This window comes from Flagellimonas profundi, from assembly GCF_017313275.1.
GTDB lineage: Bacteria > Bacteroidota > Bacteroidia > Flavobacteriales > Flavobacteriaceae > Flagellimonas > Flagellimonas profundi.
In genome coordinates this window covers 419,111-435,315 of sequence record NZ_JAFLNM010000001.1, presented here as the reverse complement: position 1 = coordinate 435,315, position 16,205 = coordinate 419,111, and the positions used below count along the sequence as shown (strand labels likewise).

Annotated in this window: 11 protein-coding genes; 6 read left to right on the top strand and 5 right to left on the bottom strand. The window is 42.1% G+C overall.

The features are described 5' to 3' along the window. Window positions 1-3 precede the first annotated feature (3 nt). Both J0654_RS01980 and J0654_RS01975 read right to left on the bottom strand, forming a co-directional pair. Window positions 4-3,105 (bottom strand): SusC/RagA family TonB-linked outer membrane protein, encoded by a 3,102-nt coding sequence (locus J0654_RS01980; protein WP_237685863.1) that lies wholly within the window; start codon window positions 3,103-3,105, stop codon window positions 4-6. Between the two features lie 196 nt (window positions 3,106-3,301). Continuing rightward, complete coding sequence (locus J0654_RS01975; protein ID WP_207026094.1) at window positions 3,302-4,330, bottom strand: GntR family transcriptional regulator; 1,029 nt, start codon at window positions 4,328-4,330, stop codon at window positions 3,302-3,304. A gap of 99 nt (window positions 4,331-4,429) precedes the next feature. On the opposite strand from J0654_RS01975, the gene J0654_RS01970 reads away from it, so the two are divergent. From J0654_RS01970 to J0654_RS01945, 6 genes are all read left to right on the top strand, one after another. Then, on the top strand, window positions 4,430-6,529 hold the full coding sequence (locus tag J0654_RS01970) for a bifunctional aldolase/short-chain dehydrogenase (RefSeq protein WP_207026093.1): 2,100 nt from the start codon (window positions 4,430-4,432) through the stop codon (window positions 6,527-6,529). A gap of 81 nt (window positions 6,530-6,610) precedes the next feature. Further along, window positions 6,611-7,891 (top strand): sugar isomerase, encoded by a 1,281-nt coding sequence (locus tag J0654_RS01965; protein ID WP_207026092.1) that lies wholly within the window; start codon window positions 6,611-6,613, stop codon window positions 7,889-7,891. Window positions 7,892-7,901: 10 nt separating this feature from the next. Next, window positions 7,902-9,275 carry an FGGY-family carbohydrate kinase gene (locus J0654_RS01960; RefSeq protein ID WP_207026091.1) on the top strand — a complete coding sequence of 458 codons (1,374 nt, stop codon included), beginning with the start codon at window positions 7,902-7,904 and terminating at the stop codon, window positions 9,273-9,275. A gap of 1 nt (window position 9,276) precedes the next feature. Continuing rightward, a complete protein-coding gene (locus J0654_RS01955) occupies window positions 9,277-10,422 on the top strand; it encodes an alpha-hydroxy acid oxidase (protein WP_207026090.1) in 1,146 nt (381 codons plus the stop codon). Window positions 10,423-10,462: 40 nt separating this feature from the next. After that, window positions 10,463-11,872, top strand: a complete 1,410-nt coding sequence (locus tag J0654_RS01950; RefSeq protein ID WP_207026089.1) for a purine-cytosine permease family protein — start codon at window positions 10,463-10,465, stop codon at window positions 11,870-11,872. Between the two features lie 250 nt (window positions 11,873-12,122). Further along, entirely contained in the window at window positions 12,123-13,298 is a 1,176-nt protein-coding gene (locus J0654_RS01945; RefSeq protein ID WP_207026088.1) for an esterase, read from the top strand. A 66-nt stretch (window positions 13,299-13,364) separates the two neighbouring features. Here J0654_RS01945 and J0654_RS01940 read toward each other — a convergent pair whose 3' ends face one another. The 3 genes from J0654_RS01940 to J0654_RS01930 all read right to left on the bottom strand — a co-directional run bounded on the left by J0654_RS01940 (window position 13,365) and on the right by J0654_RS01930 (window position 16,177). Continuing rightward, entirely contained in the window at window positions 13,365-15,167 is a 1,803-nt protein-coding gene (locus J0654_RS01940) for a glycoside hydrolase family 2 protein (RefSeq protein ID WP_207026087.1), read from the bottom strand. Between the two features lie 129 nt (window positions 15,168-15,296). Beyond that, entirely contained in the window at window positions 15,297-15,683 is a 387-nt protein-coding gene (locus tag J0654_RS01935) for a DUF2255 family protein (protein ID WP_207026086.1), read from the bottom strand. A gap of 92 nt (window positions 15,684-15,775) precedes the next feature. Then, window positions 15,776-16,177, bottom strand: a complete 402-nt coding sequence (locus tag J0654_RS01930) for a (R)-mandelonitrile lyase (RefSeq protein ID WP_207026085.1) — start codon at window positions 16,175-16,177, stop codon at window positions 15,776-15,778. Window positions 16,178-16,205: the final 28 nt, after the last annotated feature.

Genomic DNA, 16,205 nt, shown 5'->3' with positions numbered 1-16,205 from the left:
TTTTTAGAATGATAGATTGAAGCCTAAAGTGAATGTTCTGGGAACAGGATATGCACCCCAATCGTAACCCAGGGCAAGTGCATTGGCTTGCTGTCCTTGGGTAGTAGTACTAATTTCCGGGTTCACACCTCTGTAGCCTGTAATTACAAGGGCTTGCTGAATTGAACCGTAAAGTCGTGCTCTTTTAAGGAAAGATGTCTCTCTAAGTGGAAAACTATAACCAACGGTAATGTTTTTCACAGTTAAGTAACTTCCATCTTCTATAAACCTGGAGCTGAACCAGTCACGCTCCATAAATGTTGCGCCAGTGGTTTTACCATATCTTCCGCTACCAGGGTTTTCAGGAGATCTCCAACGATCCTTCACATCTCTAAGCACGTTGAACACACCATCCAAGTTGGTAGTACCTTGGTCGTTGGTAACTGCAATATCGTTACCTACAGAACCGGAGATTACGATACTGGCATCCCAATTCTTGTATTTAAAGTCGTTGGTAAGACCAAAGATGTAATCTGGGAATGGGTTACCAATTACGGTTCTATCATCGTTTTCATTACCAAAAGTGATGACCCCGTCTCCATTTACATCCACAAATTTTACGGTTCCCACTTCAGATTCAACAGCTCTTGGTGAAGCATCAAACTCCGCTTGGTTGTCGTAAACACCATCGTGAATCAATCCCCAGAATTGACCTAGTGGTTCTCCTGGGCGAGTGATACTTGTGTACGCACCTCCCGGGTTAAAAATCCTATCAACACCATCCGCCAAAGAAATTACTTTGTTTCTGTTAAAAGCTACATTGAAATTGGTAGTCCATGTAAAGTTGTCATTGGAAATGTTTCTGCTGATCACAGCAAATTCATGACCCCAGAATTCAATCTCACCAACATTATCGTTGAAGTTTGTGAATCCAGATTCTTGGGGAATGTCAACATTGAACAATAAATCCGTAGTGTTCTTTTTGTAGTAGTCATAAATAAATTCCACTCTGTTATCAAAGAACCTCAAATCCAGACCAATATCCAGCTGTTTAGTTCTTTCCCAACCTAAATTAGAGTTTCCTAATGTTGTTACTCCGGCACCACTGGCAATAGTATTGCCAAAAACGGCATTCAACGAATTGTCTACCAAAGCATACTGCGTGTAGTTACCAATATTGTTGTTACCGATTATACCGTAACTCGCTCTAATTTTACCAAAGCTCATAAAGTCCAAGCTTTCAGTGAAATCCTCATCGGAGAACACCCAACCAGCAGAAACTGAAGGGAAGTTACCCCAACGGTTGTTGGAACCAAACCTTGACGAACCATCACGTCTAAGTGCCAGTGTAATCAAGTACTTACCGTTATAATCGTAGTTTAACCTAGAAAAATATGATGTCAAACTCCATTCGTTGATATTATTGAAAGAACGGGTTCTGTCAATATTCAAAGCAGATTGGATCGTCCTTACCCTGTCATCCGGGAAATTGGAGAGGTACAATTGTGTATTATCCGCTTCATACTTTTGATAGGAAATACCACCCAAAACTTCAAAATTGTGATCTCCAAAAGATTTGGCATAGGTCACGGTATTTTCATTCAACCAGCTCAAGTATTTGCTTTCTCTTCTGATAGAGGTTGCAATCGCCGGAGGCAAAGCAGCAAATGTTGTAGATACTGTTGATGGGCTAAAGTTAAAGAAGGAAGAATTCCCGAAATCCCCGTTGATGGAGGTTTTTAGAGTTAGCCCATCGATTGGCTTGTACTGCAAATAAACATTACCCAAAACCCTCATGGATTTTGTTTCATTCTTAATTTCTTTGGCCGCCCTGTACCAGTTTGGTGTTGGGAACGCACTAATACCAGGAATCCAAGCTGTTAATGGCAGTGTTCCATCTTCATTTTGATAGGGAAGTATTGGCCAGGTTTGCATGGCGTTTGTAAGAAGGCCCCCAGGTATTCCTGCATTTACGTTGGTAGCATAGAAGGCACCATCCGAACTCGGAAGATTATCTATGGTATATGTAGGTGCTACAGATATTCCCAAATCCAATTGGTCGTTTAATTTAAATTTAGAATTGGCCCTTAAGGAATATCTTTTAAAGTCTGAGTTTATCATTACCCCTTCCTGTTGAAAAACCCCGGCCACAACGGCAACGGATGATCTTTCGCCTCTAGCGTTCCAATTTATGTTCAGACTTTGTATAGGAGCGGTTCTCAACATGGCATCGTACCAGTTATAACCTTCTCCGTACTGTTCCGGATTTTGAAATGGTTCAGGGACCGGTTGACCCAAATCTTCGTAAGATTCTTTTTTAAACTGGGCAAATTCAGTTCCGTTCATCAAATCGGGACGTCCCTTTTGTGGTACTGTTTGAACACCACCATAATAGCTAATGGAAAAGCCTCCCTGTTCGGTCTTACCCGATTTAGTGGTAATAAGCACAACACCGTTGGCGGCTCTGGAACCATATAATGAAGTTGAAGCCGCATCCTTAAGAACACTGATACTTTCAATTTCATCCGGGTTAATGGAACTGATATCCCCAACAATTGGGAAACCATCAACCACATACAATGGATCACTACCTGCCAATATGGAAGCCTGTCCACGAACTCTTACTTGAATTCCCTGACCCGGCTTACCAGTAGTTTGGTTAATTTGTACACCAACCAATCTACCTTGCAATTTTTGTGTTACCTGTGGAACAGGTATGTCTGCAAGTTGCTCTGAGTCAATCTGTTGAACAGCACCTGTTACCTTTCTACTGGTCTGGGTACCATATCCAACAATTACAACCTCATCCAGTTGCTGACTGTCCACAGAAAGACTTAAATCAATCTGTGTTCTTCCATTCACAGGAATGTTCTGTGCTGCATAACCCACGGAAGAAAAGGTCAATACTGCATCTGAAGCAACATCGATGGAATAATTACCATCAAAATCTGCACTTGTACCGTTTGTAGTACCTTGTTCAACAACGGTAACCCCAGGTAAGGGTTGGCCTGTTTCTGCATCTGTAACAGTTCCGCTTACAGTAATCCGCTGTTGTGCATTGGCTGTAAAGCCACAGAAGATAGCCATAAAAAGAACCCCTAACCATAATGTCTTTTTAGTCCTCATAGTTTGTTTTTAGTTAATTAATTTGTGTAATCGACCCAACATTTGTGCATGTAAATTGGGCCAAAAATGAATCACAATCACATGTTTGGCAATTGATTCACCACAATGTTAAGATAATGTTAGGGGAGAACTATTCCGTTCTGTACTGTTCTGATACGGAATAATTTTTAGCGTTGTAAAATTTGAAGAATATATCCTAAAGCGAGTTTCTAGTAATCACATAAAACGGATTTTCGGTATAAATAGCTTGGTTTTTCAAAACAATTTCCGCTGCCTTTTTTCCTAAATTCTCAAAATCCGTGGAAATTACCGTAATACCATCCAATAGCACTTCCTTTAAGGGAGTTTCATTGTAAGAAATAATTCCTACATCCTTACCCAATACATATTTGGATTGTTTGATTTTCTTTATTAAAATCACAAGGTCGTTCTCCTTAAGGTTAATGTATACGGTTTCCTTTTCTATTTCACTGGATTCGATCTCTTCAATAATACCAAACTCATAAGCAAATTGCCCACAGAACTTAATGAACCCTTTTTTGATCTCTATCGGATGATATGTTTTTTTTCGAAGAAGTAATTTGAGTTGTTTGTACTTTCTAAGTTTTGGATTCAATTTTACGAGGGCCGAATAAATGTCTTGCTCAAAATCCTGATAAATACTGGACACGGTATTGGGCAATCCATCCAGTCTTTTGTCCAGCACGATCAATTTTTCCAAAGGAATCTCCTTTTTTATAAAACGGAGCACATCATCCCCACCTTCTTCAAAGTGACTGATCACTACGTAATGTGTATAGGTATAGGACCTTGTTTTTGAATACAGGATCAATTCCTTAAAATGCCTGTAATTGTTTTCATAGATAAAAAAATCGATGGTTGCGTTATCGCCCAAGGTCTTGGCAAATGCATCATAGATTATTTTTTTATGGGGACTAAGTTTATTGAACAACAGAAAAACCTTGGCCTTTAGAGCCAGTTGATCTCTTTTCACATAATAGCCCTTTCCCGGAACCGATTCAATGATCTTGTTTTTCTTAAGATGATCGTATGCCCTTACCACAGTATCCCGAGAAATATCAAATTCGATCAATAGTTCGTTCACCGATGGCAACCTATCGTCCAATTTTATCTTGCCATTTTCGATGGCTGCCAAAATGGAATCTACTATCTGTTTGTACTTGGGTACTTTGGATTCTTCTTTTATGTCAATTAATTCCAACATTTTACTAACTTTTAGGACAGGTTTACTTAACAGTGCAGAACACTTAATAGAAAATGGGTAACTACATTTACCAACAACAATAATAAAAAAAATAACCTGATGGGGATTAAGACTTTTAAACACGTGGATTATCTATGGGACGAAAAAAAGGCCTTGGAACTTGGTGATGACCAAGTGGCCCTGTTCCTATATAGGTCCAATATTTTGGGCTCCGATTTAAGGATTACGAACTACGGAGGGGGAAATACAAGTTGTAAGACTATTGAAAAAGACCCTCTGACCAACGAAGACGTTGAAGTAATGTGGATTAAAGGATCTGGAGGTGATATCGGAACCCTAACCCGTTCAGGAATTGCAGGTCTTTATACCGAACGATTAAGAAATTTGAAGAAGGTCTACAAAGGATTGCACGATGAAGATAGGATGGTAGGACTATTCAACCACTGTATTTATGATTTGGACAGTCGAGCCCCCTCAATCGACACCCCATTGCACGGATTACTTCCTTTTAAACATATTGATCACTTGCACCCAGATGCGTTGATTGCCGTTGCGGCCGCGAAGGACAGTGAAAAGGTCACCAAGGAAATTTGGGGAGATACCATGGGCTGGGTACCATGGCAACGACCTGGGTTTGACCTTGGGCTTCAATTGGAAAAATGTTTGAACGAAAACCCCGGTATAAGAGGTATTGTTTTAGGGAGCCACGGTTTGTTTACTTGGGGAGACACTTCTTATGAATGCTATATCAACAGTTTGGAAGTCATTGAAATGGCTTCTGAATACATTGAGAAAAAAATAAAGGAACAAGGTGAAGTTTTTGGAGGACAGAAAGTGGAATCCTTGCCTGCAGACCAAAGAAAAGAAAAAGCGGCCCAGTTGATGCCACTTTTACGTGGACTGTGTTCTTCTGAAAACCGTATGATCGGTCATTTTACCGATGCTGATGTGGTGATGGAGTATATCAACAGTAATGATTTGCAGAAACTAGCCCCAATGGGGACTTCTTGTCCTGATCACTTCTTAAGGACAAAAATCCAACCATTGGTTTTGACCCTGGATCCAGAAGAAGATTTATCCAATACAGAAGATGTTCTCAAAAAATTAGAACCCGCATTCGAACAATATAGAAAAGAATACGCAGCATATTATGAAAACTGCAAGCACGACAACAGTCCTGCCATGCGTGACCCCAATCCGGTCATCATTATTTATCCAGGTGTTGGAATGTTCAGTTTCTCAAAAAACAAGCAGACCACACGTGTAGCAAGTGAGTTTTACATCAACGCTATTAATGTGATGCGTGGAGCAGAGGCAATTTCTGCCTATACCTCTTTGCCAAGACAAGAGGCCTTTGACATCGAATATTGGTTGTTGGAAGAGGCTAAGTTGCAACGTATGCCGAAGGAAAAGCCGTTATCCAGAAAAGTGGCATTGGTCACAGGCGCAGGGGGCGGTATTGGCAAAGCCATAGCAGATAAGCTTGCAGAGCAAGGAGCCAATGTGGTTTTAACTGATATTGCCGAAGACAGATTAAAAGAAGCTGTGGAAACCTACCCAAGGGATGTGGCAAGTTATGCCGTTTGTGATGTAACCAGTTCCGATTCGATCAAGAAAGCTTACAAGTCCGCTTGCCTGGAATTTGGCGGAGTGGATTTAGTGATCCACAGTGCAGGTTTGGCTATATCAAAACCATTGGAAGAGACCACTGAAAAAGATTGGGACTTGCTCCAGAATGTATTGGTGAAAGGTCAGTTCGAGCTCTATAAGCAAGGAGTGGATATTATGAACAAACAAGATTTGGGCGGGGATATTATTAGCATTGCCAGTAAAAATGGACTGGTTTCCGGACCTAATAATGTAGGTTACGGAACTGCTAAAGCAGCCCAGATGCACATGGTACGTTTACTGGCGGCAGAACTTGGAGGCAAAGGAATCCGCGTAAACACCGTAAATCCCGATGGAGTGATCGTAGGAAGCAAGATATGGGAAGGTGAATGGGCCGAAGGACGTGCCAAGGCCCATGGAATAAAAGTGGAAGACCTACCTGCACACTACGCGAAAAGAAATCTGCTCAACGAAATTATATATCCAGAAGATATTGCCAATGGGGTATTTGCCTTTGTTGGCCTACTGGATAAAAGTACTGGAAACATTATCAATGTGGATGGCGGCATGGCCAATGCATTTACAAGATAGGTTTTGAGTTAGTTTATTTTAAATTCAAGTATTACCGTAGGCCAGATCATGGCCTACGGTTTTTAAAGATGACAAGACCTTATGATTTTAAATAAAGAACAGATAACATCTCACAACCAAAACAACTTTGATAAACACGATCAAAGTTTTGATTTTTTGGCCAATAACCTTACCAATAAGGGCCATGATGTTGAAAATATCCTAAAAAAAGTCGGAGATTTTAAGGTAGCCATTCCAAGTTGGGCCTTGGGTGCCGGTGGAACGCGTTTTGGAAGGTTCTCCTTTCATGGGGAACCCGGAACTTTAGAGCAAAAAATTGAGGATGTCGGTCTTATCCATGCACTGACAAAATCCGCAGGTGCCATTTCACTGCATATCCCATGGGATGTTCCCGAAGATGCAGAGAAGATCAAAGCCTTGACAAAATCGCTTGATCTTAAGTTTGATGCCATGAACTCCAATACCTTCCAGGATCAACCTGATCAAAAACATTCTTATAAATTCGGGTCGCTTTGCAGCACGGACGACAAAGCAAGAGAACAGGCCATACAACACAATATCGATGTTATCCGCTTGGGAGAAAAGTTGGGCTCCAAAAGTTTGACCGTTTGGCTGGCCGATGGTTCAAGTTTTCCCGGCCAGAACAATTTCCAGACCGTTCTCAAAAACACCCAGGACAGTTTACAGGAAATCTATAAAACCCTACCCGAAGATTGGAAACTGTTTATAGAATACAAGCCTTACGAGCCAAACTTCTACAGCACGGTAATCCAAGATTGGGGCACTTCCTTTATGTTGGCCAATGAATGCGGGCCAAAAGCCTTTACATTGGTAGATTTGGGACATCATCTGCCCAACACCAATATAGAACAGATTGTGGCCACTCTAATGATGAAAGGCAAACTGGGAGGATTTCATTTCAATGATAGCAAATATGGGGATGACGACCTCACGGTAGGTAGCATAAAACCATATTCCCTTTTCTTGATTTTCAATGAGTTGGTGTACGGAATGGAGAACAATCCACAAAACCCTTACCCAGCTTGGATGATTGACGCCAGCCATAATATAAAAGATCCATTGGAAGATCTTATGCAATCCCTGGAAGCCATCCGTTCTTCATATGCGAAAGCGCTTTTGGTGGACCAAAAGGCACTTCGCGAAGCACAAAAAAATCACGATGTAACCTTGTGCCAAGAAATTTTACAGGAGGCCTACCTTACCGATGTACGACCTCTTTTGGAACGTGCACGAGTATCCGACGGAGGAGCTTTGAACCCATTGGACACCTACAGACATTTGGAGGTTCGTAAAAAATTAGTGGACGAAAGGGGTAAACATACAATGGCAACAGGCCTATAATCCAAATCATATGGCAAAAGAAGTAATTGCGGTTTTTGACATTGGCAAGACAAACAAAAAGTTCTTTCTCTTTGACATGGACTTCAAAGAAGTCCATCGCGATTACACCTATTTAGAGCCTATTCAAGACGAGGATGGCCATCCCACGGAAAATCTGATCGAACTTCAAAACTGGATAAAGAATACCTTTCACAGCATTCTAAAGTCCAAGGATTATAAAGTAAAAGCTGTCAATTTTTCATCTTACGGGGCAAGCTTCGTTCATTTGGATGATATGGGGAAAGTGGTCACCCCGCTATACAATTACACCAAACCCATCAATAACGACATTGTTGAAAAGTTCTACGCGAAGTATGGACCGGAGATAAAATTTTGCAGGGAAACGGGCACCACACGAGAGGGCATGCTCAACTCGGGCATCCAACTCTATTGGTTAAAGCACGAAAAACCGGAGGTATTTTCAAAAATCAAGTATTCACTGCATTTACCACAATATCTAAGCTATTTGTTTACGGGAATTCCGGTTAGTGAATATACCAGTATTGGTTGCCATACTGCGCTTTGGAACTATGAAAAAGAGGATTACCACGAATGGGTCTACCAAGAGGAAATCCATAAGTTATTGCCTTCCATCGTGGATACGGGGACCAGTATCAACACCAACCTCATGGGACATCAAATCAAAGTGGGCGTTGGGATACATGATAGCTCCTCGGCCCTTTTACCTTACATTCGAAGTATTGACAAAAAGTTCCTGTTGCTTTCCACAGGAACATGGAGCATTGCCCTCAATCCATTTTCCAAAGAACTTTTGACGGATGAGGATACCGATTCCAATTGCATTAATTATATGCGCATCAATGGTGAGCCCGTAAAGGCTGCACGATTGTTCCTGGGCAATGAGTACAATGAACAGGTCAGGGAACTGGCAACACTCTTCGGAGTTTCCGAAGATTATCACAAGACCGTAAGTTTTGATGCCGATATCCATCAAAGGATAAAGGATAATTTTACCCATAAATTTAAATGGGCAAGTCTTGATGCAGCATCTCCGGACGTACAAGCACCAATGCAATTTAATTCCTATGAAGAAGCCTATCACCAATTAATGATGGAACTAGTGGAATTGCAAATAGAAAGTATACAACGAGCTATCGGAAAGGATAACATCAAACAATTGTATATTGACGGAGGCTTTACCAACAATCAAATATTCGTGGAATTATTGGCCCGTGGATTTGATGGGATGAAGGTGAAGACCACGGATGCATCACTCGGTTCTGCATTGGGGGCGGCCATAGCCATTTCCAATGTAGAATTGGACCAAAAGTTCCTGAAAAAGAACTACGCTTTAAAAAAACATAGACCTTTAATTACAAATTGATATGGCCCAAAGTTTTGATACCCGATATCCTTCTGTTGACGATTTAAGGGATAAAGCCAAGAAAAGAATTCCGCGCTTTGCATTTGAATATTTGGATGGAGGTTGCAACGAAGATGTCAATATTCGTAGAAACACCTCCGAAATAAGGGATATTCAACTTAAACCGACCTATATCAAGGATTTTAAGGGTGCTTCCATAAAAACCACTTTGTTCGGAGAAGAATACGATGCCCCTTTTGGTGTGGCACCTGTTGGCCTTCAAGGGTTGATGTGGCCCAATTCGCCGGAAATTTTGGCCAAGGCGGCCAACAAACACAATGTACCGTTTATCTTGAGCACTGTGACCACCATGGATATTGAAAGGGCCAGCGAACTCACCGAAGGTAAAGCTTGGTTTCAATTATACAATCCGGCGGAAGATGCTGTTAGAAATGATATTTTGGATAGAGCGGCCGCAGCAGGCTGTCCTGTTTTGGTCTTGCTTTGCGATGTACCCACCTTCGGTTACAGACCACGTGACTTTAAGAATGGGTTGGCCTTGCCTCCCAAAATGACGATGGCCAACATTCTTCAAATATTAGGGAAACCAAATTGGGCACTTCAAACCCTTAGGCACGGCATTCCCACATTTGAAACCTTAAGACCATACACCCCAGAGGGACTCAACCTAAAGCAATTGGGCAAGTTTATGGACAAAACCTTTTCAGGACGCTTGAACGAAGAACGCATCAAACCGATCAGGGACAAATGGAAAGGAAAATTGGTGTTGAAAGGCGTAGCCTCGGAAGAAGATACCGAACAGGCCATAAGATTAGGATTCGATGGAATTATCGTTTCCAATCACGGTGGCAGACAATTGGATGCGGGAGAATCCACGATTGCTCCTTTGACACGGATTGCTGCCAAATACAAGGACCAAATCACGGTTATGATGGACAGTGGAATGCGTTCAGGACCCGATATGGCACGTTCTTTGGCGCGGGGAGCCGAATTTACCTTTATGGGGCGTTCCTTTATGTACGGTGCCGCTGCCATGGGCAAAAAAGGAGGCGACCACACCATGACAATTTTAAAGGTCCAACTACAACAAATTATGGATCAATTGTGCTGCGAGAACATCCAAGATCTTCATAAGCACCTGATCTAACAAACAAGCACATAAATTTAACGATACAAACCAAACCCACATGAGCCAATATAATATTGATGAAGAAATCGAGGAGATAGCAGGCGGCGAATTTGAAAGAGAACCTGTTCCTCAATCAAAACTGAAAAGTTGGAAAAGCTTTTTGGGGATGTATGCCGGTGAACATGCAGCAGGTACCGAATTTGTAATCGGTCCACTCTTTTTAACCACAGGTGTGAGCGCTTTTGATTTAATTGTGGGACTTCTTTTGGGTAATCTTTTGGCAGTATTGAGCTGGCGCTTTCTTACGGCAGAAATAGCGGTGAAGTACCGGCTTACCCTATACTATCAATTGGAGAAAATTGTGGGGAAAAATTTAGTGACGGTCTACAATCTTGCGAATGGAATCCTCTTCTGTTTTCTTGCTGGCGCCATGATCACGGTTTCGGCCACTGCAGTGGGTATTCCTTTTGACATGGAAATGCCAAAATTGACCGATACCATGCCCAATGGTATCACTTGGATCATAATCGTTTTGGCCATTGGAGCAGTAATTTCCATTATTGCAGCAAAAGGATATGAAACTGTTTCCAAAGCGGCCAATTATATGTCTCCGATAATTGTATTGGCATTTTTGGCCAGTGGCATTGTTGCCTTACGTGACCTTGATGTGAACAGTTTTGCCGATTTTTGGAATATTTGGGGCGAGGGAAGTGAGCCTTTCCCAGGCCAAATTAAATATACATTTTGGCACGTTATGATTTGGTCTTGGTTTGCCAATGCAGCCATGCATGTGGGAATGTCGGACCTTTCTGTGTTCCGCTTTGCAAAAAAGGCAAGTTCTGGTTGGACCACCGCAGCAGGAATGTATGTAGGCCACTATATGGCATGGATTGCAGCGGCACTGCTCTATGCGGTTTACTTGCAATCTCCAGAAGCACAGGCAGCTTTGACGGATGGTACGGCGCCAACAGTTGCCCCGGGTCCCCTGGCTTACAATGCTTTGGGCATCTTTGGAGCCATTGCCGTGGTTTTGGCAGGATGGACAACGGCCAACCCAACCATTTACAGGGCAGGATTGGCATTTCAGGCTATTATTCCAAAAACCTCGACCTTCTGGGTCACCATTATTGCAGGTAGTGTGGCCACCTTGGCGGGACTTTTCCCAGCATTTGCCATGAAACTATTGGATTTTGTAGCACTGTACGGTTTTATTTTGGCACCCATGGGAGCTATCATCGTATTTGAACACTTTTATGGCAAAAAGGCCAATATCATCATAGATTATGCTGAAAAAATGAATATGAAGTTCAATCGGGCGGTATTTTGGGCCTGGGCCATCAGTTTTGGTATTTGTTACTTTATATCCGTAACTTTTGATGTCTTTTTATCTTTCATGACCTTGCCAGCGTGGTTGTTTTGTGGACTACTCTTTTTACTTTTTTCTAAAAAGAAAACGGTCAGCTCGTAAAAAAACAGCAACATTTTATAAGGCATCGGTAATACGGGTATTTATATCAGTAATTGTGGTATATCAATAGCTAAGTTTATCCCATAACTTTACTTGATACTCGACTCGGACTGTTTTTGACAAGGTACATCCCAATTTAAAACGGTAAGGGTTGAACGTGACAAATTACATGGTAAAACCCATGGATTGGCATTAAAATTTGCATGCCCTCAATATATAGTGGAGCATATAAAAAACAAACACCATAATCATGAAAAACAAATTTTTACTCCTGGCTTTAGGTTTGATGACCCTATCTACCTATGCTCAACAGGACCTTTTCAACGAACCAGCTCTTGTTTCCCCCGAAATCAACCCCGACAACACAGTAACCTTTCGCGTAAAGGCACCTTTGGCTCAAACAGTAAGTGTATCGGGTAGTTTGGATGGCGAACATGCCTTCGCCCCTATTTCCTATGAGATGGAAAAAGGGGACAAAGGTATTTGGACCTTTACTACGCCCGAATTGCCCTCAGAACTCTACCGTTATCACTTTTCCATAGACAGTGTTCGGACGGTCGACCCATCCAACCCATATGCCATTAGAGATGTGAGCAACCTTTCCAATATATTTTTGGTGGAGGGCGGAAAAGCCGATATGTACAAGGTACAGGATGTACCCCATGGCACCGTTGCCTACCGTTGGTACGACTCCCCCGGCAATGATAAGAAAAGAAGAATGGCGGTCTACACCCCCGCAGGATATGAGAAAACTACGGATGCATACCCTGTACTCTATCTTTTACATGGTGTAGGGGGTGATGAGGAAGCTTGGTTAGGTTCCGGAAGAGCGGCCCAAATTTTGGACAACCTTATTGCCCAAGGCAAGGCGGAACCCATGATCGTAGTAATGACCAATGGTAATGTGTACCAAGAGGCATCACCGGGAAACGGCAGCAGTGGCTTCCCGAAAATTACTTTTATGCTTCCCAACACCATGGATGGCAAGTTTGAGGAAACCTTTGTGGACGCCATGAAGTTCATTAAAGAAAATTACAGGACCAAGGATACCAAAGCGAGCAGAGCAATTGCAGGACTGTCCATGGGAGGCTTCCACACGGCGAATATTGCACTGAACTATCCCAATACTTTTGATTATATCGGCCTTTTTTCGTCTGCTCTCGGGGTTCCAAGAAACGGTGTTACGTCCCCCATGTACGAGAACAAGGACGAAAAGTTGAGACAACAAATGGAAAATGGATACGAACTGTATTGGATGGCGATCGGTGAAGATGACATGGATATGATTTTGAGGGGCAACGAAAGTTTCAGAAACCAAATGGATGAGATGGGCATGGAATACGAATATGTGGAGACCGATGGTGGCCACACCTGGAACAATTGGAGAGACTATCTGGTGATATTTGCCCAAAGGCTGTTCAAATAATTTGGACCAAAGACCATGTAAAAAAGGGCAATTTTAAAATTGCTCTTTTTCTTATCAGCCGGTTTTTTATTTTTTATCGTAGTACTTCTGAAGTACAAAAAATGCTTTTTTCTTTCTTCCTTTTTCAGAGATCAGCCCCTTTCTGTTCCACCCATCCTGCACCCCGGGCAATTGTCTTAAGGGAGACATAAAGTCCACCAATATCCAAGGGGCCATTCCCGATAGGCCATCGATCTTATCGAACATGGCCAAACTCTCCTGGTACAGGTACTCTTGGAATTCCTCGCTCCAACGGGTACGTTTGTCACCATAGAAGCCCTGCAAGGCACCTCCACCGAACTCGCTTACGATAACGGGCTTTTCAAAACCAAACTCAAACGATTTTTTTCGTGTTTCCTCCGGGGCTCCTCCATACCATCCCAAATATTCATTGATACTGATGATATCCAATTTTTCAATAAGTGGGTCATTATAGGTATAAACACTGTCGGGATGGCCATCCAGTTCCTGATCCTTTTTAATGGCAGCGGAGAGTAAACGGGTATCGTCAATACTTCTGATATAATCCGCTAATTCCCCCAAAAAATTGTTCCTATCGGGAATGGAAGCCGTTTCGTTGGCGATGGACCAAATTACCGTACTTGCCCTATTAAAATCCCGATCGATCATTTCAGTGTACTGTTTTTTGGCTTTTTCCAATACTTCGGGGTTATCCCATTGAATTCCCCAATACAAGGGCAGCTCCTCCCAAAGCAGAATTCCCAATTTATCGGCCAGTCGAACTATATTTTCTTGGTGTGGATAATGGGCCAATCGGATAAAATTGCATCCCAATTCCTGTGCCCAACCTAATACCAATTCGGCATCTTCAATAGCGTTTGCGCGATCTTTACGCAAGGGATTTTCGTCGTGAAGACATATTCCCTTTAAAAAAATGGGCTTCCCATTGAGCACAATTTGTTTTTCCTGGATCTCGATGGTCCTGAACCCAATCTGATCACGTATCGTATCCTTTCCCGCCACCAAAGTCACCTCGTATAATTTTGGATTTTTGGGCGACCATAGTTCCATCCCTTTTGTAAGGGCATTAAACTCTGCAGTGCCATCTGGGTTGATTGCAATATCTTGATTTACCCGTAATTCAGGAATGATGAGCTGTGCTTGTTTGGGCATTGAACTGCCATTTAACTCCAAGTTGCCCTTAATTTGCTTCGTTCTTTGATCCAGAGTGGATGCATCCAGGGAAATAAAATAATTGTTGATAAAAGTGGACGGCGTTTCAATAAGCTTTACATCTCGAATGATGCCTCCGTGATTGAACCAATCCGCAACCTTGGAGGGAATATTATCATCGGCCCTGGTATTATCCACTCCAATGATCAAAAAGTTATCCTCTTTCTTAATTAAATCGGTAATCTCAAAAGAAAAGGGGGTAAAGCCACCTTCATGACTGCCCAAAACTTCACCGTTAAAGGTAACCGTGGTCCTATAGTTTGCAGCACCGATATGGACAAAGTAGCGATTGTCTTCGGAAAGGTCTTCCTTATCAAAAGTTCTTCGGTACCAAATGTTCCCCTCAAAATAGGTCAATTCGGGATGTTGTGTGTTCCAACTCCCAGGAACCCAAAGTGTTTTGCCATTGTTAAACCCGTACTCCACTCGATCGGATTTGTCTTTGGGGATATAGTTTTTGTAAACAGGCATCCCTCCCATGCCTCCTGTTTGATAGGGGTCTAAAACATATTTCCATTTTCCGTTCAAACTAACAAAGTCCCTATTTTGGGTATTGGTTATAAAAATATCTTGGGCTTGAGTGGACACGCTCACAAAAACAACAAGAAGAATAATGTAGTAGTTGTTCTTCAACATAAAACTGGTGTTTGATTCATCAATTCCATTTAAAGTGTTAATGTAACACTTTTTGATGGTTTTATGATTAAACCAAACGCTCTATACCATTTATTTCCCAAATATTACCCCTAGTAAGTAATTGTCGCCTTAATTAAACGGCTTTACTTCAACAGTTGACGCTTTGGCCGTATCGCTTATCATGGAGCCCAAATAAGGGCTTGAACTGTATTTCCGACGATAGGCTTGGTCGATTTTTTCATTCAATGAGCCATCCACGGGTTCAAAACGGACTTTCTTTTCCATACCTGCGGCCTTTATTTTTCCTTCCTTTTGCTTCAAGGCGGATTTGTGCCATCTGGAATTGACCCCATTGTAAGCACGTACATAGAGTTTACCATCCACGGACACGGACCAAATCCAGGTCAACCTACCATAAGTCTCTCCGTCTTCTTTTAGAACGGAAATATGAAAATCGTCATTCTCAGCTATTTGCTCTATTTCTTCCGTTGTCAGTTTTTTTGATATTTCGCTCATGTATCTTCATTTAAAAACTTTGGGCAATAAAGTAAACCTCCATTGCCCAAAGCGATATTTTCTTTTTCAATAGTATCTTTTAATACCTAGCCCTAGCTTTTGGAGTATTCTTCATCGGTTACTTTCTCCATCCAGGTCACCACTTCGCCATCCACTTCTTCCTGAACGGCAATATGGCTCATTGCCTTATTTGCAGATGCTCCATGCCAGTGCTTTTCGTTGGGTTCAAAATAGACGATATCCCCAGGGCGAATTTCCTCAATGGGACCACCTTCTTTTTGAATCCAACCCAACCCCGATTGCACGATCAAGGTTTGTCCTGCAGGATGGGTATGCCAAGCAGTCCTGGCCCCTGGTGCAAAAGTGACCAAAGCGGCAGCACCTTTAGTAACATTTTCTACATTTTGATAAAGAGGATCAACAATCACATCCCCGGTAAACCATTCTTCCGGTCCTTTCATGGATGGGATTTCCCCATTTTTATAAATTTTCATGATTTTATTTTTCCTATTTTAATTCCTT

What these genes read in the sequence shown, in the direction of transcription:
- J0654_RS01980 (WP_237685863.1), bottom strand. Translation starts at nt 3,105, where the DNA reads ATGAGGACTAAAAAGACATTATGGTTAGGGGTTCTTTTTATGGCTATC.
- J0654_RS01975 (WP_207026094.1), bottom strand. Translation starts at nt 4,330, where the DNA reads ATGTTGGAATTAATTGACATAAAAGAAGAATCCAAAGTACCCAAGTAC.
- J0654_RS01970 (WP_207026093.1), top strand. Translation starts at nt 4,430, where the DNA reads ATGGGGATTAAGACTTTTAAACACGTGGATTATCTATGGGACGAAAAA.
- J0654_RS01965 (WP_207026092.1), top strand. Translation starts at nt 6,611, where the DNA reads ATGATTTTAAATAAAGAACAGATAACATCTCACAACCAAAACAACTTT.
- J0654_RS01960 (WP_207026091.1), top strand. Translation starts at nt 7,902, where the DNA reads ATGGCAAAAGAAGTAATTGCGGTTTTTGACATTGGCAAGACAAACAAA.
- J0654_RS01955 (WP_207026090.1), top strand. Translation starts at nt 9,277, where the DNA reads ATGGCCCAAAGTTTTGATACCCGATATCCTTCTGTTGACGATTTAAGG.
- J0654_RS01950 (WP_207026089.1), top strand. Translation starts at nt 10,463, where the DNA reads ATGAGCCAATATAATATTGATGAAGAAATCGAGGAGATAGCAGGCGGC.
- J0654_RS01945 (WP_207026088.1), top strand. Translation starts at nt 12,123, where the DNA reads ATGAAAAACAAATTTTTACTCCTGGCTTTAGGTTTGATGACCCTATCT.
- J0654_RS01940 (WP_207026087.1), bottom strand. Translation starts at nt 15,167, where the DNA reads ATGTTGAAGAACAACTACTACATTATTCTTCTTGTTGTTTTTGTGAGC.
- J0654_RS01935 (WP_207026086.1), bottom strand. Translation starts at nt 15,683, where the DNA reads ATGAGCGAAATATCAAAAAAACTGACAACGGAAGAAATAGAGCAAATA.
- J0654_RS01930 (WP_207026085.1), bottom strand. Translation starts at nt 16,177, where the DNA reads ATGAAAATTTATAAAAATGGGGAAATCCCATCCATGAAAGGACCGGAA.